Here is a 17,833-nt window from a genome sequence, read left to right as displayed (position 1 = left end):
TCGTGACGCTACTGCAACTCGTGGTGTCCGGAGTGCTGCTGGGCGGCCTCTACGCGTTGATCGCCATGGGCCTCACGCTGATCTTCGGCGTGATGCGACTGATCAACTTCGCCCAGGGTGAGTTCATCACTCTCGGCATGTACGCCGCGTACTGGTTCTACATCTCGCTCGGCGGCAATCCGTACCTGTCCATGGTCCTGGTCGTCCCGGCGGCGCTGCTCGGCGGGTGGATCCTCGAGCGCACCCTGTTCCGCCGGATGGGGTCGGCGCCGCCCGCCATGCAGATGCTCGTCACCTTCGGCCTGTCGCTGGCGTTGCAGAACGCCATGCTGCTCGCGTTCGGCGGGGACTACCGGTCCGCGTCGTCCTCGTTCGCCAAGAGGTCACTGCACCTCGGCGGGATCGACGTGGGCGTGGGGCAACTCGTCGCGTTCGCCGCGTCCATGGCGATCGGTGTCGGGCTGATCATCGCGCTGCGGCATACCCGTACCGGCCGGGCGCTGCGCGCCGTGCAGGAGAACCGGTACGCGATCCAACTGGTCGGGGTGAACGTGGAACGGCTGTTCGCCATCGCTTTCGCCATCGGCATCTGCCTCGCCGCGGTCGCCGGTGTGCTGATCGCGCCGAACTACTTCATCTCGCCCACGGTGGGCGGCGGGCTGGTGTTCACCGGGTTCGTCGTCGTGGTGCTGGGCGGCCTGGGCAGCCTCGGCGGCGCCATCGTGGGCGGCATGATCATCGGCATCGTGGAGTCGCTGTCCGGGTTCTACCTGCCGGGCGGTCTGAAGGACTCGTTCTCCCTCGCGGTGTTCATCGTCGTTCTACTGCTGCGCCCGGCCGGCCTGTTCGGCCGCCGCGGCGCGGAGGAGGTGGGCTTCAAATGACCTCGAACTCCGTCCCCACCACCGTGGACGAGCCACCGCGTACGACACCGGTCACCGTGCCCGGTGTGGGCTGGCGGGATCGGCTGCCGGTCCGGCTCGGCACGCCGCTCGTCGCCGGTCTCGTCGTGCTGGCGGTCCTGGCGCTGGCCGTCGGGCCCAACGCCTATCTCGCGGGAATCGTGATCGAGACCCTGTTCTGGATCACGGCCGCGAGCGCGTGGAACGTGCTCGGCGGCTACACCGGGATGCTCTCTCTGGGGCATGCCCTGTTCATCGGCGTCAGCATGTACGCGGTGACCTACGCGGTGAACCACGGCTGGTCGTGGTGGGCGGCGACGCCGCTCATCGTCGTCGCCATGACGGTCATCGGTACCTTGCTGCTGTTCCCCGGTTTCCGTCTGCGAGGGCCGTTCTTCTCCCTCGCGACCTTCGCCCTGCCGCTGATCGCGACGACGCTGGCCGTGTACGCCAAGGGGCTCACCGGGGGCTCGCAGGGAGAGACCTGGCCGGTCAACCCGTCGGGTGGCCAGTTCGTCTTCGTCGGCCGGGTGCCCTACCTGCTCGTCATCGGGGTGATCGCGCTCGTCTCCGTCCTCGTGTCGGTGTTCATCGACCGGCGCGCCATCGGGCGGCGGATGCGTGCGGTCGCCGACGACGACGTGGCCGCCGAGGCCGCGGGTGTCCCGGCCACTCGTACCCGGCTGATCGCCACGGCGACCAGCATCGCGCTGTCGTCCCTCGCAGGGTGCTTCTACGTCACCTACGTCGCGTTCGTCGACCCGACGAGCGCGTTCGCGCTGGACGTGTCGCTGAAGGTCGTGCTGCTGGCCATCCTCGGTGGTCTCGGGCGCAGCTACGGCCCGCTGATCGGAGCGATCATCTTGATCCCGGCCGATTCGTGGCTGGCCGGTGCCTTCCCGGGAGGCGTGCATCTGCTGCTGTACGGCGCGTTGCTCGTGGTGCTGGTGCTCTTCCTGCCCCAGGGAATCCTCGGTGGCGCGAGTCAACTGCTCGTCCGGCTGAGGAGGCGGCGCGCATGACATCACCTCTACTGGACGTGCGTGGGCTCACCAAGCAGTTCGGCGGCGTGAAGGCGGTCAACGGCGTCGACCTGTCGCTCGACGAGGGCGAGATCGTCGGGCTCATCGGGCCGAACGGGGCCGGGAAGACGACCGTCTTCAACATGCTCTCCGGCACGCTGCGGCCGACCCGCGGGGAGATCCGCCTGGCGGGCCGTGAGGTCACCGGCTGGCGCGCGCACCGCGTGTGCGCCGCCGGGATGACGCGCACGTTCCAGGTCGTACGGCCGTTCCGCAGCCTGTCGGTCACCGACAACGTCCTGGTCGGCGCGACCGGCGGTGGTGCGGCGGAGGGCCAGGCCCGGTCGATCGCGGCCGAGACCCTGGAGTTCGTGGGCCTGGCCGCACAGGCGCACCGGCCGGCCCGCGAGCTGTCGCTCATTGATCTCAAGCGGTTGGAGGTGGCCAGGGCGCTCGCCACCCGGCCGAAGGTGCTGCTCCTCGACGAGGTCTTCGCCGGACTCACCCCGAGGGAACTCCCGCTCGCCGTGGAACTGGTCCAAGCCATCAGACGGCGTGGGATCAGCCTCATCGTGATCGAACATCTGATGCAGGTCGTCATGAACCTGTCCGACCGGGTCGTCGTGCTGAACCACGGAGAGGAACTGGCGGTCGGCACGCCGGAAGAAGTCGTCGAGAACCCTGTCGTGATCGAGGCGTACCTAGGAACGGAATACCGCGATGCTCACGGTCTCTGACCTGCGTGCCGGCTACGGGCAACTGGAGGTCCTGCACGGTATCGACCTCACCGTCGACGCGGGTGAGGTGGTGTCTCTCATCGGCGCCAACGCCGCGGGGAAGACCACGACCCTGAACACGCTCGCCGGAGTGCTGCCGCCGTCGGCCGGCTCGATCCTGTTCGACGGAGAGGACATCACCCGGTTGCCCAGCCACGCGCGGGTCGAACGCGGACTGGTCCTGGTCCCGCAGGGACGGCAGCTGTTCGGGTACATGACGGTCGAGGAGAACATCGACCTCGGCGCGTACACCAAGCGCGCGGCGCGCCACGCCGCCAGCACCCGCGCCGAGGTCTTCGACCTGTTCCCGGTGCTGGCCGACCGGCGCAGACAGCAGGCGGGAACCCTCTCCGGCGGCGAACAGTCGATGCTGGCGATGGCGCGCGGCCTGATGGCCAAGCCGCGGCTGCTCATGCTCGACGAGCCCACCGAGGGTCTGTCGCCGCTGCTCGTCAGCCAGACGATGGAACTCGCCGGCACCGTCGCCGAACGGGGGATGACGATTCTCCTCGTCGAACAGAACGTCGTGCAGGCGCTCAAGCGGGCCAAGCGCGGTTACGTTCTGGAGTCAGGAAAAATCACTATGTCGGGAGAATCGGCTGAACTGCTGGCCGATGACGGGCTGCGTGCGGCCTTCCTCGGGCTGTAGGCGGTTCCTCGGCCCGGTGGACCTGCTCGTGCCGGCGCGTACACATCAACGGAACGGTGGTTTTTGATGGATCTGGGGATCGAGAACCGAACAGCGGTCGTCTGCGCCTCCACCGGAGGGCTGGGCCGGGCGGTGGCCGAGGCGCTGGCCGCGGAAGGCGCCCGCGTGGTCGTGTCCGGCCGCCGCGGTGACCTGGCCCGCGACATCGCGGCGACACTGCCCGGTGCGACCGGTGTGGCCGCCGACCTCTCCGATCCGCAGGTCGTCCGCACACTCATCGACGGGCCGGTCGACATCCTCGTGCTGAACGGGCCGGGCCCCAAGCCCGGCCGCGCGGCCGACCTCGGCGAGGACGACTTCGCCTCCGCGTTCGACTCGCTGTTCCGCAACCAGCAGCGGCTTGTCGAGGCCGCCCTGCCCGGTATGCGGGAGCGCGGCTGGGGCCGGATCCTGGCCATCGGCTCCAGCGGCGTGGCGGCACCGCTGGCCGGCCTCGCCCTGTCCAACATGGGCCGGGCCGCGCTCGCCGGGTATCTGAAGACCCTGGCCGGCGAGGTGGCGGCGGACGGCGTCACCGTCAACATGCTGCTCCCCGGCCGTATCGCCACCGACCGGGTCGCCGCGCTCGACCAGGCCGTGGCCACACGCCAGGGCCGTACGGTGGAAGAGGTCGCCACCGCGGCTCAGGCCGCCATCCCGGTCGGGCGATACGGCACACCGGCCGAGTTCGGCGCGGCCGCGGCGTTCCTGTGCGGCGCGTCCGCGTCCTACATCACGGGCACCGCGGTGCGCTGCGACGGCGGCCTCGTCCAGAGCCTCTAGGGACCGGCCGTCGCGGTGGCCCGACCGCGTCCTGGGAGCGGCCGGTGGAGGCGTCACCGCCAAGCGGCCGGCTGGGCCGGCCGCCGGGGCGGAACCTCGCGCGGTACGCGGCGGGGCTGAGAGTGAATGAAAAGGGGACGGACCCCCGAAGGGATCCGTCCCCGATTCGTTCGGTCAGGAGACGTGGACGACGAAGCTCGTCGAGGCCGTCTTCCCGTTGTAGTGGACCGTGGCGGTGACCGTGGCGGTGACCGTGGCGACAGAAGGCGAATTGGGACACCGGCCCGTGAACGACACGCGCTTGGTCTGGTGCGGCGCCACCGTGACCTTCTGGAAGGCCTCCAGGCGCTTGACCGGACGCTGCGCCGACGCCGGCTCGAACGGTGTCGCCACGTAGAGCTGCGGCACCGCGTCACCGGCCCGCGAACCGCGGTTGGTGACGTCGGGGCACGGCATGCGGCGGGTCATCGGCATGGGCGTCGCGGTCTCGGCGCCCGTGCAGCGCGTGTCACACGCGCTGCGCAGCCCCTCCATGCTGCGCGACTGGGGTGACGTCGACATCGCCGCGCGGCTGCGGGAACGCGTCGGCGTACCGGTGCACGTCGGCAACGACGCCAACCTGGGCGCGATCGCGGAGTGGACGTTCGGCGTCGGCCGGGGCGCCGACGACCTCATCTACGTGATGCTGTCCGACGGCGTCGGCGCCGGCCTGAGCCTGAACGGCCGGCCGTACGAGGGCGCCGCCGGCGCGGCCGGGGAGCTGGGGCACGTCACCGTCGTGGACGGGGGTTTCGTCCGCCGGTGCGGCAACCGCGGCTGCCTCGAGACGGTCGTCGGCACCGGCGCGCTCGTCGGCGCGGTGGCGCACAGCCGGGGCCCGGACACGACGCCGGCGGACGTGGTCGAGATGGCGGTGGCCGGCGATCTCGGATGCCACCGGGTCGTCGCCGACGCGGGCCGCACGATCGGCCGGGCCCTGTCGGGCATCTGCGCCGTGCTCGACCCCAAGCTCGTGATCGTCGGAGGCGGCGTCGCCGCCGCGGGCGCACCGCTGCTCGACGGCGTACGGGAGGTCCTCGGCAGGCGGCTGCCGCCGGCGATCAGCCAGGGAGTGGTGGTCACCGCCGGCCGTCTCGGCGACCGCGCCGAGGTGTTCGGCGCCGTCGCACTCGCCACGCGCCGCACCTCCGCGCACCTGCTCGCCCCTTCTTGATCAGGATGGCGGGGCCCGTCGGCGCCGAGGAGGCAGAGCCCGTGTACTCGCGATCGACTTCGTGATCTCCTTCAGCTACACCATCGCCCCGCGCAAGCGACGAGGCGTCTGACCTCTTTGCGGGCGTGGACTCGAGGTTGGGGCGTCGATCCCGGGGTTCCGGCGGCTCATGGGAGCCTTGGAGCCATGGGGGCGGCGGAAGGCGATCGGTCCCTCGGTGCGTACCTGGCGACCGAGCACCCACAGCTGTGGGCATACCTCAAGGCGCTTCGTCCGGGACAGCGACTGTCCGGCACCGTGGTGGCCATCGAGCGCTTCGGCGTCTTCGTCGATCTGGACGACGGACCGGACCATCCCGTCTTCCCCGGCGTCGGCTTCATCACCATTCCCGAGCTGTCCTGGCAGCGGGGCGAGGACCCGTCCGAGACAGTCTCCACAGGACAGCACATCACCTGCGAGTTCCTTGCCTTCGACACCTACAACGGCGAAGCCCGGCTGTCGCGGCGTGCCACCCAGCCTGATCCGTTCCAGCTGTTCGCCCGCGACGTTCATGTCGGGCAGGTTCTGCACGGCCCGGTCACCGAACTGGTGCCCTTCGGCGCCTTCGTCCGCGTCGCGGACGGCGTCGAAGGCCTGGTACACCTCAGTGAGCTCGCCACACCGCCCGTCGAGACACCAGACCAAGCAGTACGGGTCGGCGACGAGGTCGCGGTCGTCATCACGGACATCGACCCGCTACAGCGCCGGCTCACCCTGTCGCGCCGCCGAGTCGAGTAGCAGACCTCGGCCGCAGCGATCGACGGTCTGCGGTACCAGCTGGTCACTGTTCTCGAAGAACGCCGACTTGGGGAAGGTCGCGGTGGCGGTGGTGGGCCTCGGCGATCGCGGCGAGGTTGTCGCGGTCGAGGGCCCGGTAGGCCATGACCAAAAGTTCGTTGGCGTGGTGTTCCAGGCTCGGGTCCCCTCCACTGATCCAGTGCAGGTCGCGGCCGAGAGCGAGCGCGTCGGCGGGATTCCCGGCGGCGCAGCGCCGGCGGGCCTCGGCGACGTGTGCCTCGAGGGCGGCAGGGGCTTCGGGCAGCTCCTTTTTCAGGTTCGTGCAGAATTCGTAGTCGTCGTAGGGTTTTTGTCTCTTGCGGTCGATGGCGGTCTCGCCGTGGACGAGCGCGCCACCGCCGTCCAGGGTCTCGATCCGGTCCGGGTGCCCGTGTTCCAGGATCTCTTGGGGATCTCGGTAGGTATCGCGGTATTCCTCGCCTTCCTCGAGCCGGTCGCCGGTTTCGAAGGTCATCAGGAATTCGCGGAGCAGCCGGATTCGGTGTCGTCGTTCGGCCGGCTCCGTTTCATAGGGCATGGTCTCGTCGTCGTCCTCGCCGAGGTATGCCGGGTCGTTCACGTGGTGCCAGTGACTTTCGAGCGTCGTCCGTACCGCTTCGAGCGGGGTGCCGCTGGGCAGGCCGACGCCGCCACCGTCATTGTTGTAATAGGCGGCGACTCCGGCACAGGTGCGGCCGTCGTCGAACCACAGGCCGAAGTGCAGCCCGTCGGTGCCGCCGTGCATGAACGTGAGGAACTCCGGCGGATCACGGTAGTAGCGGCCGTGCACGCGAACGTCGACGCCGTCACGAGATCGGCGCGTGGGTGCGTCGAACAGGTCCATGATCCCGAACGGGGAGAGTTCCAGCTCGTCCAGAACCTGCCGCTCGATCGGCCCGCAAGCTTGGAAGAACGCCCAGAACCGGAAGATCGAATCCGGTAGCTCCACGCCCCAGTCCCGGGCGAACCGCTCCTCGATCGCCGCCCGCTCCCGTTCCACCTTGGCCAAAGCGTCTGACCGGGCTTGCGCGTGCTGTCCCGGGGGCCGGGCGGATGTCCTCCATACCGTGTAATCCCGCGCATCCGCCGCCGATCGCGCACGGATTCGCCGCTCCTTGGCCTTCTCCATCGGCGATGGTGGAGGGAGGGTCGCTCCGAAGATCTGCGCCAGCAGCCGCGACTCCGGGTCGGAGCCTTCGGGATCCGGATAGCGCGACCGCTGCCGTTGTCGGGCGGCTCTCGCGGGAAGCCAGTTTTCAGGGTCGCCTTCGACCCGCGCGGTCGCCTCGTCGGCCGACAGCGGAGCCATCTCCTCATCGAACCGCTTCAGCGCTGTCGCCTTCAGCCTCGCAGCGCGTATCTCCGCTTCGGCGCGGTATGTGACGTATGCATCCCACTCCGCGACCAGCTCATTTTCCGGCATATCAATACGTTGAAGGAAGAAATCGAAACTCTGCACCTCCGCCAAGTCGTCGTGCTGTTCAGCGATCCGGCCCCGCAGCAGCGCGACGATATCTTCGTCTCGCTCGCCCAGCCGCCGCAGCGCTTCGAGTCCCTCTGGGGTCTCCAACTCGTCGCGACGGAGCTCCACCGTTGTTTCCCGGTCGAATATCGCCACCCGCACCAGCACCTTGTCCCCGTCAACAGAGACGATCTCACCCTCGAAGGTGGCGAACGGGCCAGCAATGATCTTGACGATGGCGCGGTCCATGAATCAGGTCTCCAGGTCGGCGATCTCTTGAAGGAGGGCCATGTTAGAGATCGTCACCGACGAGATCGAAAAGTAGGCGATGGCCACGACCGCGCCGACAGTGAAAATGACCTGTGCCAGGGCGGGTACCGGCCGTGGGCGGTCCGCCAGAGGCGGCCACGGCCGGCACCCGCCGCGCACGCTAGGTCGTCGGAGTGCCGTAGACGCTGACCTCGGTGAGGTGGAAGGTGGCGTTGGCCGTGTTGCCGAGGCCGACCACCCGGACGTACCGGGCCCTGGCCTCGGTGTTCATCGTGTCGCCCGCGTCGGTGGCGGGGGCGGGGCCGTTCCGGCCGCCGAGGGTGAACCAGTGGGTGCCGTCGACACTGCCCTCCAGCCGGTAGGTGTAGTAGCGGGTGCCGTCGACGTAGTTGCGGACGTTCACGCGCGACACGTCGTTCACGGCGCCGAGGTCCACGCGCCACCAGGTCTGCCCGTACGTCATCGGGCCGCCCCAGTACGGCGAGTTGGCGCGATTGCCGTCGTTGGCGACCTCCGGGGGACGGCCGGACTCCGAGGACAGCGCCGTCACCGGCTTGTGGAGGCTCTGCAGGACGTCGCCGGACCCGTCGCGGGAGGTGTCCGCCGCGGCCGTGATGCCGCCGCTGAACAGCGCGATCGCCTCCTGTGACGTGTGGCTGTTGACCGCGCTGACGAACATGCCGACGTCCTGGGTGGCCGACGCGCCGGCGACCGTGCCGGACCCGATCACGGTCCAGTTCCTGTCATCGGAGCTGCACGAGCCGGTCACGCGGTCGCCGTCCGTGCGGAGCCGTACGTAGAGGTCGCCGGCGGTGAACCCGCCGACCTCGGTCACGTGGTCGAGCCTGCCGTCGCCGTCGGTGTCGTAGGAGAAGACGCAGCCGTGCTCGGGGGTGACGGCGATGTCGGCGTACCCGGCGGACCCGGTCTTGGACAGGTCGTAGCTGACGACCAGGCCGGCGCGTGTGTACGGGGACGCGCCGTCCAGCTTCGTCACCTTCGTGGACACCGCGTGGCCCGAGGTGAGGCCACCGCTCTCGTAGACGGTCGCGAGTTCGTTGGTGGCGCCCCACACGTCCCTGCCACCGGCGGCGATGCCGATCGTGTCGCCGGTCCGCGCGAACTCGGCCGGTGCGGAGGCGGCCGTCTTGTACGGCGGCGCGATCGTGCTCCCGCCGACCATGAGGAGAGCGTGCGCGGTGGCCCGCCCGGACTCGCCCGAGGACGTACGCCAGGAGGCCGTGGCGTCCAGGGTGGGCAGCGTGCCGGCCGCGGCGTCGGCCGGGGCGGTCACCGTCCAGGTCGCGGTCGCGGTCCCGCCGGAGTCGACGTCGCTTCCCGGGCTGGTCCCCGGGCGGACGGTGTAGCCGCTCGGCGCGGTCAACGCCAGACGCACGTCGCGAGCGGTGCCCGCCGAGTCGTTCGTCAAGGTCGCGGTGACGTTGACCGTGCCGCCGGGGGCGATCCCCTTCCGGTCGGAGGCGACGGTCAGCGTGCCGGACGGCTCCCCGGCCACCTGGGCGGCCAGCCGGTACGCGTCGCCGTGCGGCTGGGCGGCGTAGCGGGTGCCCGCGTGCGCCCAGCTCTCGGCGACCGCCCGCCAGTCGATCGGCTTCGGCTGCTCACCCGTCCTGAGCGAGTCCAACAGCGCGTCGAAGAACATCTTCCAGCGCTTGGCGTAGTAGCCGCCGACCAGGCCGTTGAACTCCCGCCGCGCGTAGTCCTGGAGCCCGGGGCTCTCGGTCTGCCACAGCGTCACCAGCGACTTCAGGTCGTAGTCGAGCCTCGCGGCCTCCTTGGCGTTCGCGGCCTGGCGGGCCGCCTCCCGCTGCCAGGTGCCGAGCAGGAAGTTCGGGTCGGTGCCGAGGACCTCGTCCATCAGCTTCATCTCGGCCATCCACTGACCGGTGAGCCGTCCGAAGGCGACGGTGTCGCGGTCGCGGTAGGCGGTGAGGATCTTCGGCAGGAGCGCCCTGCTGCGGTTGGCGAGCACCTGCCGGGCGACGTCGACCAGGTCGTAGCGGTACGCGTCGGAGCGCCGCAGCCGCGGGTCCACCTGGAGCAGTTCGCGCAGGGCCTTCTCGAACTCGGCCGGGTCGTACTGCAACGCCGTCCCGGTGTCGGTGAGGCTCGGCTGGTCGTCGAACAGGGCGGTCACGTGCCGGGTGTCCTTGCCCGCCGGCCAGGAGTACGCCGTGCGCTCGATGATCTGCCATGCCGCCAGGGCGTGCGGGTCGGCGGCGCCGTAGCGGGCGGTGGCGTACTCGGCGAACCAGGCGTCCATGTCGACCGGCGCGGTCTCCCACGCCATCTCGGTGAAGAACGCCTCCGCGGCCGGGTTGTTGTCGATGGCCTCGGGCATCAGCGCGATGCCGTTCATGGCGTTGCCCGGCTTGGCCTGCCAGGCGTGGAACTTCTCGTTCCACACGGTGAGGCCGGCGCCGAAGTTCTGGTGGCCGCCGAAGTTCCAGATCGTGCCGAAGGCGTACGGCGTGCCGAGGAAGTCCTTGTCCCGGTCGGTGACGGTGGGCTGCTCACTGAGGCCGTCCACGATGAACATCCGCGACCGGTCGACCGCCTGGAGGGTCTCCTTGCGGGGGTTGCTCTGCCAGCCGAGGATCACCCAGATCGCACCGGGGTGGGCGGCCTCGAGCGCGTCCTGGACGGCCTTCGACGCCGGGCCCACCGGCACCGACCCGGCGGTGCCGCCCTCGTGCAGCAGGTCCATCTTGTACATCGTGGTGGCGCCGTACAGCTGGGTCTGGGCCTGGTAGAACGCCGCCGCGACCTTGCCGAACTCCGGCCCGGTCGGGTCGAGCCAGTCGGGACGCTCCAGGCCGTTCCAGGTGCCCTGCGGCACGGTGTTGGCCCCCGGATTCCGCTGTGCGAAGTCGGTCGGGACCGTGCCGTAGTAGCCGGGCAGCACCGGCGTCATGCCCAGCTCGCGCAGCCGGTCGATCATGCGCCGGGCGAGCGCGGCGCGACGGTCGATCAGCTGCTGGGAGATCGGTGAGCCGGTGCAGCACATGTTCTGCAGCAGCCACCACGACTGGTGGGCCGGCTCCGGGATCCACGCGCGCATGTCCGCGGCGCTGTACCCGAACTGCTGGAAGGCCCGCTGGTAGACGGCCTCCTGCCCCTCGTACACCAGCACCTGGTTGATGCCGAGCAGCGCGAGCACGTCGATGCGGCGTTCCCACTCCTGCCAGCTCAGGTACGCGCCGGCGTATCCCTCGTTGGTGTCGTTGAGCGCGAAGCGGTTGGCGACCGACGCGTCCTGCTCGATCGGCGCGGACGGCAGCGGGAGCCGCGCGGGAAGGTCGAGCTGCGACCCGCCGATCGCGACGTCGGCGTGCGCGACCTTGCGCAGGTACCAGCCGAAGCCGGTGAGCTGTACGGCCGGGGAGGTGCCGGCGACCACCAGGTGCCCGCCCTCGGCGGAGACCCGGAACCGGTCGGCGCCGGTGCCCTTGTCGATCGTCCGCAGCGTCACCTGATGGGCCCGGCTCTTTCCGAGGATCCGCTCCAGCGCCCGGGCGGCCGGTCCGGTGTCGTGTGCCGCGACCGCCGGGCGGGCGGTCGCCGCCGTCGCCGGTGGCGCCGCGGCCAGCGGCACGGCCAGCACCGCGGCCATCGCGGCGATCAGTGCGCGAGATCGGCGCCTGGAGCCCGATCGTCTTCCCAGTCTTCGGCCCAACACCATGGCGGCACCTCCACCGGAGGGGAAGTTTATTAAGCTCTTTGCAAAACCAGCCGACTCATAATGTCCGTGCGGGACTCTTGGGTCAAGAGGTCCCGGCGGATCTTCCGGAGGGGAGCAATGGAAGAAGAGCGCGCGGTCGGCACGCCCGTCCTGCGCCGCCTCAACACCGCTTCCGTGCTGCGCGCGGTGCGCGCGTGCGCGCCCGATCCCGTACGGCTCGCCGAGCTGGTCGAACTCACCGGGCTGACCCGCCCCACCGTGGGCCAGGCGGTGGAGGACCTGGTCGAGGCGGGCTGGGTTCAGCACGACCACCCGGCCGCCGCCTCGCGGAAGGGCGGCCGGCCGGCCGTCCGGGTCTCCCTCCGGGGCCGCGCCGCGCCCGTGCTGGGCCTCGACGTCGGCCCGCACACCGTCACCGCGGGGATCGACGACCTCGCCGGCCGCCGCCTGGCCGCCGTGCGCCGATCGGTCGACCACAACAGGGCCAGCCGCCTTCTCACCGTCGTCGACGCGGTCATCGCGCGCGCCCTGGAGGACGCCGGCCTCGCCGCGGACGAGATCGCCGCGGTGGTCGTCGCCACCCCCGGAATCGTCGACCCCGGCTCCGGCCGGATCCTCCTGGCGCCCAGCGTGCCGGGCTGGACCTCGGTGAACCTCTCCGATCACCTCCGCGACCGGTTCCGCTGCCCGGTGCGGGTGGAGAACGACGCCAACCTCGCCGCCCTGGCTGTCGCGAGGGAACGCGTCGAGGCCGGCACGCTGCTGGCCGTCCAGTGGGGCGAGCGGCTGGGCGCCGGCGTCGTGATCGACGGACGCCTCCACCGGGGCACCGGGTCCGCGGGCGAGATCGGCTTCATCCGGCCGCCCGGCCGCGTCCCCGACACCGATGACGGCAGGGGCCCCCTCGAACGCGCCATCGGCGCCGAGGCCATCGCCGAACAGGCCCGCCGCGCCGCCCGTACGCATCCCGGATCGGTCCTGCGCGACGGCCCGGTCGACGCCGCCGCCGTCTTCGCCGCGGCAGCCGCCGGCGACGCGGTGGCCGAGCGGGTCGTGGACGACGTCGCCCGGACCTTCGCCCACGCCATCGCACCGGCCGTGCTGGTGCTGGCCCCCGACGCGGTCGTGATCGGCGGTGGGGTCGCCCGCGCCGGACCCGTCCTGCTCACGGCCATCACCCGGCACCTGGCCGACCTGACCCTCGCCCCGCCCGAGGTGGGGATCTCCGGCCTGGCCGAGGACACGATCCTGACCGGCGCCCTGAGCCTGGCCCTGGACGAGGTCTGGCACCAGCTCCCCGCCTGACCGGCTCAGCGCGCCGCGCGCAAGGGGCCGCCCTCCTCTGGCCGGCTCGAGCGCAGCACGGCGACGCCGCGCGGCTCCAGGCGCAGCGAGCCGGCCGGTGCGGCACCGGTCAGCTCGTCGCGCATCGGAGCCGGCAGCGGGACGTCGGCCGCTTCGGCGCCGTGGTTGAGGACCACGTACCAGCGCGACCCGTCCTTCTCCCGGACCCGCGCCTGGACGCCCTCGGGCAGGCCGGGCAGCACCGGAGTGACACCGGCGGAGTCGCGGACCCGGTCGAACAGGGCGCGCATGGTCCGCGGGTCGGGGCGGGTGGCCAGATACCAGGCCTCGCCGCGGCCGAAGCGGTGTCGTGTCACGGCCGGTTCGCCTGCGAGCGGTCCCGTCGTGAAGTGCGCGACCGCCTCGGCGCCCTCCAGCCGTACCTCCTCCGACCACACCGTGCCCGACCCGTGCGTCAGGCCCACCGACGCGTCCTCGGCCAGCGGATGGAACTCCTCCACGGTCAGCCCCAGCATCGCGCGGAACGGGGCCGGGTAGCCGCCAAGGTGAACGCGGTCGTACGGGTCGACGATGCCGGAGAAGAACGACATGACCAGCGTGCCGCCCTCCTCGACGTACCGGGTCAGGGCGCGTGCGGCCTCGTCGGAGGTCAGGTAGAGGTTCGGCACGACCACCACGCGGTACGCCGACAGGTCGGCGTCCGCGCGTACGACGTCGCAGGCCACGCCCGCGTCGTACAGCGGGCGGTGGCACGACCACGCGGCGTCCAGGAAGCGCACGTCCGTGCTCGGGTGGGCCGGGCCCTCCAGCGCCCACCAGCTCGGCCAGTCCAGCACCATCGCCACATCCGCACGCGGCGACTCGGCGCCGGCCAGGTCACGGACGGCCCCCAGCTCCCGGCCCAGCGCGCTCGCCTCGCCGAACAGCCGGGTCGACGGCCCGCCGTGCGGCACCATCGCCGAGTGGAACTTCTCCGCGCCGCCCCGCGACTGCCGCCACTGGAAGAACATCACCGCGTCCGCGCCGTGCGCGACCGCCTGCCAGCTCCACAGGCGCATCGCCCCGCGCGGCTTGGCGGCGTTGCGCGGACGCCAGTTGACCGCGCCCGGGGCCTGCTCCATCAGCAGCCACGGCTGTCCGCCGCGCAGGGAGCGCATCACGTCGTAGGAGAAGGCGACCTTCGGCGCGGCGTCGCCGTCGAGCGGATCGGGGTAGGCGTCGTAGCCGACCACGTCCAGGTGCGGCGCCCACGCCCACTGGTCGACCGGCCGCAGCGACGGCGGGAAGTTGGTGGTCACCGGCACGTCCGGCGTGACGCGGCGCAGGACCTCCTTCTCCGCGAGGTAGCAGGCCAGCAGCTCGTCGGAGGTGAACCGCGCGTAGTCCAGGGCGTGCGCCGGATTGGCGAACGGCGCGGGCGAGCGCGGCGGCAGCACCTCCTCGAACGAGGAGTACCCCTGCGCCCAGAACCGCGTCGACCACGCGTCGTTCAGTCCCTCGACGGAGCCGTACCGGTCCGCCAGCCAGCGCCGGAACGCCGCCGCGGACACGTCGCAGTGGCACGGGATGACGTTGCCGTACTCGTTGTTCACGTGCCAGAGCGCCAGCGCGGGATGGCCGGCGTACCGGGCGGCGACCCGCTCGGCCAGGCGTACGGCGTGCTCGCGGTAGACCGGGCTGGAGGGGCAGTAGTGCTGCCGCCCGCCCGGCGAGATGGTCGACCCGTCCGCCCGTACGGTGAGCATCTCGGGATGGCGCGTGGTGAGCCAGGGCGGGGGCGAGGCCGTCATGGTCGCCAGGCACGCGGCGACGCCGCCCCCGGCCAGCCGGTCCATGACACGGTCGAGCCAGCCGAAGTCGTACTCCCCGGGACGTGGCTCGACCGAGGCCCAGGAGAAGATGCCGACGCTGACGAGGGAGACCCCGGCCTCCTTCATCAGCCGCAGGTCCTCCTCCTGCACCTCCTCCGGCCACTGCTCGGGGTTGTAGTCGCCGCCGTAGGCGATGCCGACCCGCTCCCGCAGCGCATCGATACGGTTCATGGGCCCTCGCGGAGGTGAGACTGCGTGTTCGTCGATTCGTTCGCCGCGCTCACTCACTGGGCCTCGATCTGGTCGAGCGGCAACGACAGCCGCAGGCCGCGGTGGGTGGTGGCGACCTGGTCGTCGGGGACGGCGCCGGCGAAGACCCGGACGTCGGTGATGGAGCCGTGGAAGCGCTGCACCCCGTCGAGGCGCTGCCCGACGTCGATGCCGTCGATGGTGAACTGCTTGCCGAGGGTCACCGATCCACCGGGGTCGGCCACCGAGGTGGCCTGGCCGTCGACGCTGAGAGTGAGCCTCCCGCCGGCCCGGCGCAGGACGACGTCGTGCCACTGGCCGTCGTTGTAGGCCTGGCTCGTGTCGACCGTGACGCTGCCCTGGTCGGTCTGGATGAACCCGCGGATGCGCTTGCTCGCCGGCTCCGCCCGCAGCCAGATCTCCGGCGCGCCGCTGCCGACGCGGTAGGCCCACAGGATCGCGTGGGTGCCGGCGGTGTCGCCGTAACGGATCCGGACCGACCAGGTGAAGTCGCCGTCGCCGAGGTCGAGGGAGTTGTTCCAGGGCACCTGGACGTAGTCGTCGACGCCGTCGAACTCACTCGGTGAGGTCATCGCGCCGCGGACGTACCCGTCGTTGTCGTGTCCGGACTCATCGGGCGTCGTCGGGCCGGGCGCGGGTGGCTTGGGCAGGCCTGGGGGAGTGCCGTTGGGAGTGGCGAGGTAGGCGGTGTTGAACCGGGCCCAGCGGATCTCCTCGTACGGTCCGGCCTGCCCGGCCTCGTAGAGGAGGCCGAGTCGGTCGCCTCCCAGGTCGACGAGGTCGGAGTAGGCGGAGGGGCCCCAGTTGATGACCTTGCCGAGCTTCTGGAAGTTCTTGCCGTTGTCGGAGGAGGTACGGACCGCCATGACCTCGCGGGTTACCGGGTGGTCCGGGACGGACAGGTAGATCTTCTTGCCGGCGCGCAGCACCGAGCCCTGCACCTTGGGCGCGTCGACCTTGGGCAGGGTGCGGAACGGCGCGTCGAAGGTCAGCCCGCCGTCGCTGCTCGTGGCGGTGTTGCGGTTGCCGGGGTCGGTGCCGGTGTTGTCGCGTGCGTTGACGTAGATCCGCCCGTCGGCCAGCTCGGTGGCGCTGAGCTCCCCGGGGCTGACGTCGTTGGTCGTACGGGTGTCGTCGGCGCCGATCTTCCAGGTGAGGCCGCCGTCGTCGCTGTAGTCGAGGTGGCCGCCCTGCGGGCCGCCCTTGAGCGCCCCGCCGTCGCCCTCGTGGTTGGCCGGGACGATGAGGCGTCCCTTGTGCGGCCCGTGCTGGAGCTGGATCGCGTGGCCGGGGCCGGTGGCGTACCAGGAGTTCCACTCCGGCCTGACCAGCTCACCGGTGAGGTCGCGCGCCGCGGACCAGGTCGCGCCGTCGTCGTCGCTGGTCTGTACGAACGGGTGCCGGATGGTGTCGTCGTCGCCGGGGTTCCAGGTCGTCATGAGGACGATGCGCCCGGTCCGCCGGTCCACGACCGGGGCCGGGTTGCCGCGGGTGTCGCCGTTGCCGGGCAGCACGACCTGGAGGGGGCCCCAGGTGCGGCCGCCGTCGGTGGAGCGCTTGAGCACCAGGTCGATGTCGCCGGCGTCGCCGCAGCCGTTGACGCGACCTTCGGCGAAGGCGAGCAGGGTGCCGTCGTTCGCGCGGACGATCGCGGGGATGCGGAAGCAGGAGTAGCCGTCGGTGTGCTGGGCGAAGATGACCTGCTGGGTGAACTCCGGGGCGGTCCTGGCGGACGCGGCTCCGGCGGTCGCCAGCGGCAGCGCGGCGGCGAGGAGCCCCACGGCCGCCGTACGGCGGGGGGATCTGAGATGGGCCACGGTGTCCTCCGGTCAGATGAGGGCGGCTTCGGAGAGGAAGTCCTTGACGCGGGCGATGTCGTCCGCGTCGAGCGGGATCTGCGGCAGCGCCGTGGTCGGGTGGTCGATGACGCCGCGAAGGAACAGCGCGGCCTTGAACGCTCCCAGGGCCGAGGAGCTCCGGCCCATGTGCGGGCCCCCGACGTGCACGAGAGGGAACAGCCGGAACAGGCGCTCCTGCTCGGCCCGCGCGGCCTCCCAGTCGCCGCGCGAGGCGGCCTGGTAGAGCCGTACGTAGCCGTGCGGGTCGACGTTGCCGAGGCCGGGGACCACGCCGTCCGCGCCCATCCACAGCGCGGAGTCGACGGTCAGCTCCGAGCCGGTCATCACCGCGAACGACGCCAGGTCGCGGTCGCGGCGGCGCAGGATCACCTCGCGCAGCCCGGCCTCATCGCCGCTGGAGTCCTTCAGGCCGGCGAGCACGCCCTCGGCGGCGAGTTCCAGCAGCAGGTCGGCGGTCAGCTTGCTGTGCACCGAGATCGGCAGGTCGTAGGCGTACACCGGGATGCCCGCGTGCGCCGCGATGGTGCGGAAGTGGATCGCGATCTCGGCCGGATGGGTGCGCGCGTAGAACGGGGCGGTGGCCACGATGCCGTCCGCGCCGGCCTTGACCGCCACGCGCACGTGGTCGACCACCCGGGGCGCGGTCATGTCGATGACGCCCGAGAGCACCGGCACCTGCCCCGCGACGTGGCCGAGCACGGTGTCCAGCACGGTGCGGCGGTGTCCGTCGGGCAGGAACGCGACCTCCGAGGTGGAGCCGAGGACGAACAGTCCGTCCACCCCGCCCTCCAGCAGGTGGTCCACCAGCCGCATCAGCGAGGCGGTGTCGACCTCGCGGTCCGGGGTGAGAGGGGTGCACACCGGGGGGATGACGCCGGACAACGGGGCGGCGTGGGTCATGGATTCTCCTTCGACGGCCGGAGGCCGAGGTGCTGTGCGTGTCGCCTTACGCG

The 17,833-nt window shown here is 71.2% G+C and carries 14 protein-coding genes; 8 read left to right on the top strand and 6 right to left on the bottom strand.

From position 1 onward, the window contains the following. Positions 1-2 precede the first annotated feature (2 nt). From OG417_RS33745 to OG417_RS33725, 5 genes are all read left to right on the top strand, one after another. A complete protein-coding gene (locus OG417_RS33745; RefSeq protein WP_329237277.1) occupies positions 3-884 on the top strand; it encodes a branched-chain amino acid ABC transporter permease in 882 nt (293 codons plus the stop codon). After that, positions 881-1,924, top strand: coding sequence for a branched-chain amino acid ABC transporter permease (locus OG417_RS33740; protein WP_329237274.1), 1,044 nt, complete (start codon positions 881-883; stop codon positions 1,922-1,924). Before OG417_RS33745 ends, OG417_RS33740 begins: the two co-directional genes overlap by 4 nt. Next, positions 1,921-2,661 carry an ABC transporter ATP-binding protein gene (locus tag OG417_RS33735; RefSeq protein ID WP_329237272.1) on the top strand — a complete coding sequence of 247 codons (741 nt, stop codon included), beginning with the start codon at positions 1,921-1,923 and terminating at the stop codon, positions 2,659-2,661. The genes OG417_RS33740 and OG417_RS33735 overlap by 4 nt, the downstream gene beginning before the upstream one ends. Further along, entirely contained in the window at positions 2,645-3,349 is a 705-nt protein-coding gene (locus OG417_RS33730; RefSeq protein ID WP_329237269.1) for an ABC transporter ATP-binding protein, read from the top strand. The genes OG417_RS33735 and OG417_RS33730 overlap by 17 nt, the downstream gene beginning before the upstream one ends. 66 nt (positions 3,350-3,415) lie before the next feature. Further along, the gene (locus OG417_RS33725) at positions 3,416-4,171 is read left to right on the top strand and encodes an SDR family oxidoreductase (RefSeq protein ID WP_329237267.1); all 756 of its coding nucleotides are present in this window, start codon (positions 3,416-3,418) and stop codon (positions 4,169-4,171) included. Between the two features lie 174 nt (positions 4,172-4,345). On the opposite strand, the gene OG417_RS33720 is transcribed toward OG417_RS33725, so the two are convergent. Further along, positions 4,346-4,627, bottom strand: coding sequence for a fibronectin type III-like domain-contianing protein (locus OG417_RS33720; protein ID WP_329237262.1), 282 nt, complete (start codon positions 4,625-4,627; stop codon positions 4,346-4,348). Here OG417_RS33720 and OG417_RS33715 point away from each other — a divergent pair. Both OG417_RS33715 and OG417_RS33710 read left to right on the top strand, forming a co-directional pair. Continuing rightward, complete coding sequence (locus OG417_RS33715; protein ID WP_329237259.1) at positions 4,626-5,384, top strand: ROK family protein; 759 nt, start codon at positions 4,626-4,628, stop codon at positions 5,382-5,384. The two genes, OG417_RS33720 and OG417_RS33715, sit on opposite strands and share 2 nt — an antisense overlap. 186 nt (positions 5,385-5,570) lie before the next feature. Beyond that, positions 5,571-6,161 (top strand): S1 RNA-binding domain-containing protein, encoded by a 591-nt coding sequence (locus OG417_RS33710; RefSeq protein WP_329237256.1) that lies wholly within the window; start codon positions 5,571-5,573, stop codon positions 6,159-6,161. Between the two features lie 43 nt (positions 6,162-6,204). On the opposite strand, the gene OG417_RS33705 is transcribed toward OG417_RS33710, so the two are convergent. Together OG417_RS33705 and OG417_RS33700 are read right to left on the bottom strand one after the other, a co-directional pair. Then, positions 6,205-7,911, bottom strand: coding sequence for a KOW motif-containing protein (locus tag OG417_RS33705; RefSeq protein WP_329237252.1), 1,707 nt, complete (start codon positions 7,909-7,911; stop codon positions 6,205-6,207). A gap of 181 nt (positions 7,912-8,092) precedes the next feature. Then, positions 8,093-11,566: an alpha-N-acetylglucosaminidase TIM-barrel domain-containing protein gene (locus OG417_RS33700; RefSeq protein ID WP_329237248.1), complete on the bottom strand. Its 3,474-nt coding sequence runs from the start codon at positions 11,564-11,566 to the stop codon at positions 8,093-8,095. 186 nt (positions 11,567-11,752) lie between these two features. Here OG417_RS33700 and OG417_RS33695 point away from each other — a divergent pair, with 186 nt between their 5' ends. Continuing rightward, on the top strand, positions 11,753-12,940 hold the full coding sequence (locus OG417_RS33695) for an ROK family transcriptional regulator (RefSeq protein WP_329237245.1): 1,188 nt from the start codon (positions 11,753-11,755) through the stop codon (positions 12,938-12,940). Between the two features lie 5 nt (positions 12,941-12,945). Here OG417_RS33695 and OG417_RS33690 read toward each other — a convergent pair whose 3' ends face one another. Genes OG417_RS33690 through OG417_RS33680 form a run of 3 tightly spaced genes read right to left on the bottom strand, consistent with a single transcriptional unit; the run spans position 12,946 to position 17,780 of the window. Beyond that, a complete protein-coding gene (locus OG417_RS33690) occupies positions 12,946-14,982 on the bottom strand; it encodes a beta-galactosidase (RefSeq protein ID WP_329237243.1) in 2,037 nt (678 codons plus the stop codon). 53 nt (positions 14,983-15,035) lie between these two features. Continuing rightward, on the bottom strand, positions 15,036-16,838 hold the full coding sequence (locus OG417_RS33685) for a sialidase family protein (RefSeq protein WP_329237241.1): 1,803 nt from the start codon (positions 16,836-16,838) through the stop codon (positions 15,036-15,038). A gap of 12 nt (positions 16,839-16,850) precedes the next feature. Then, on the bottom strand, positions 16,851-17,780 hold the full coding sequence (locus OG417_RS33680; RefSeq protein WP_329237239.1) for a dihydrodipicolinate synthase family protein: 930 nt from the start codon (positions 17,778-17,780) through the stop codon (positions 16,851-16,853). Positions 17,781-17,833: the final 53 nt, after the last annotated feature.

Origin of the sequence: Actinoallomurus sp. NBC_01490 (assembly GCF_036227085.1) — a bacterium.
In the GTDB taxonomy this organism is placed as follows: domain Bacteria; phylum Actinomycetota; class Actinomycetes; order Streptosporangiales; family Streptosporangiaceae; genus Actinoallomurus; species Actinoallomurus oryzae.
This window is presented reverse-complemented; position numbering and strand designations above follow the sequence as displayed.

What these genes read in the sequence shown, in the direction of transcription:
- OG417_RS33740 (WP_329237274.1), top strand. Translation starts at nt 881, where the DNA reads ATGACCTCGAACTCCGTCCCCACCACCGTGGACGAGCCACCGCGTACG.
- OG417_RS33735 (WP_329237272.1), top strand. Translation starts at nt 1,921, where the DNA reads ATGACATCACCTCTACTGGACGTGCGTGGGCTCACCAAGCAGTTCGGC.
- OG417_RS33730 (WP_329237269.1), top strand. Translation starts at nt 2,645, where the DNA reads ATGCTCACGGTCTCTGACCTGCGTGCCGGCTACGGGCAACTGGAGGTC.
- OG417_RS33725 (WP_329237267.1), top strand. Translation starts at nt 3,416, where the DNA reads ATGGATCTGGGGATCGAGAACCGAACAGCGGTCGTCTGCGCCTCCACC.
- OG417_RS33715 (WP_329237259.1), top strand. Translation starts at nt 4,626, where the DNA reads ATGCGGCGGGTCATCGGCATGGGCGTCGCGGTCTCGGCGCCCGTGCAG.
- OG417_RS33720 (WP_329237262.1), bottom strand. Translation starts at nt 4,627, where the DNA reads ATGCCGTGCCCCGACGTCACCAACCGCGGTTCGCGGGCCGGTGACGCG.
- OG417_RS33710 (WP_329237256.1), top strand. Translation starts at nt 5,571, where the DNA reads ATGGGGGCGGCGGAAGGCGATCGGTCCCTCGGTGCGTACCTGGCGACC.
- OG417_RS33705 (WP_329237252.1), bottom strand. Translation starts at nt 7,911, where the DNA reads ATGGACCGCGCCATCGTCAAGATCATTGCTGGCCCGTTCGCCACCTTC.
- OG417_RS33700 (WP_329237248.1), bottom strand. Translation starts at nt 11,566, where the DNA reads ATGGCCGCGGTGCTGGCCGTGCCGCTGGCCGCGGCGCCACCGGCGACG.
- OG417_RS33695 (WP_329237245.1), top strand. Translation starts at nt 11,753, where the DNA reads ATGGAAGAAGAGCGCGCGGTCGGCACGCCCGTCCTGCGCCGCCTCAAC.
- OG417_RS33690 (WP_329237243.1), bottom strand. Translation starts at nt 14,982, where the DNA reads ATGAACCGTATCGATGCGCTGCGGGAGCGGGTCGGCATCGCCTACGGC.
- OG417_RS33680 (WP_329237239.1), bottom strand. Translation starts at nt 17,780, where the DNA reads ATGACCCACGCCGCCCCGTTGTCCGGCGTCATCCCCCCGGTGTGCACC.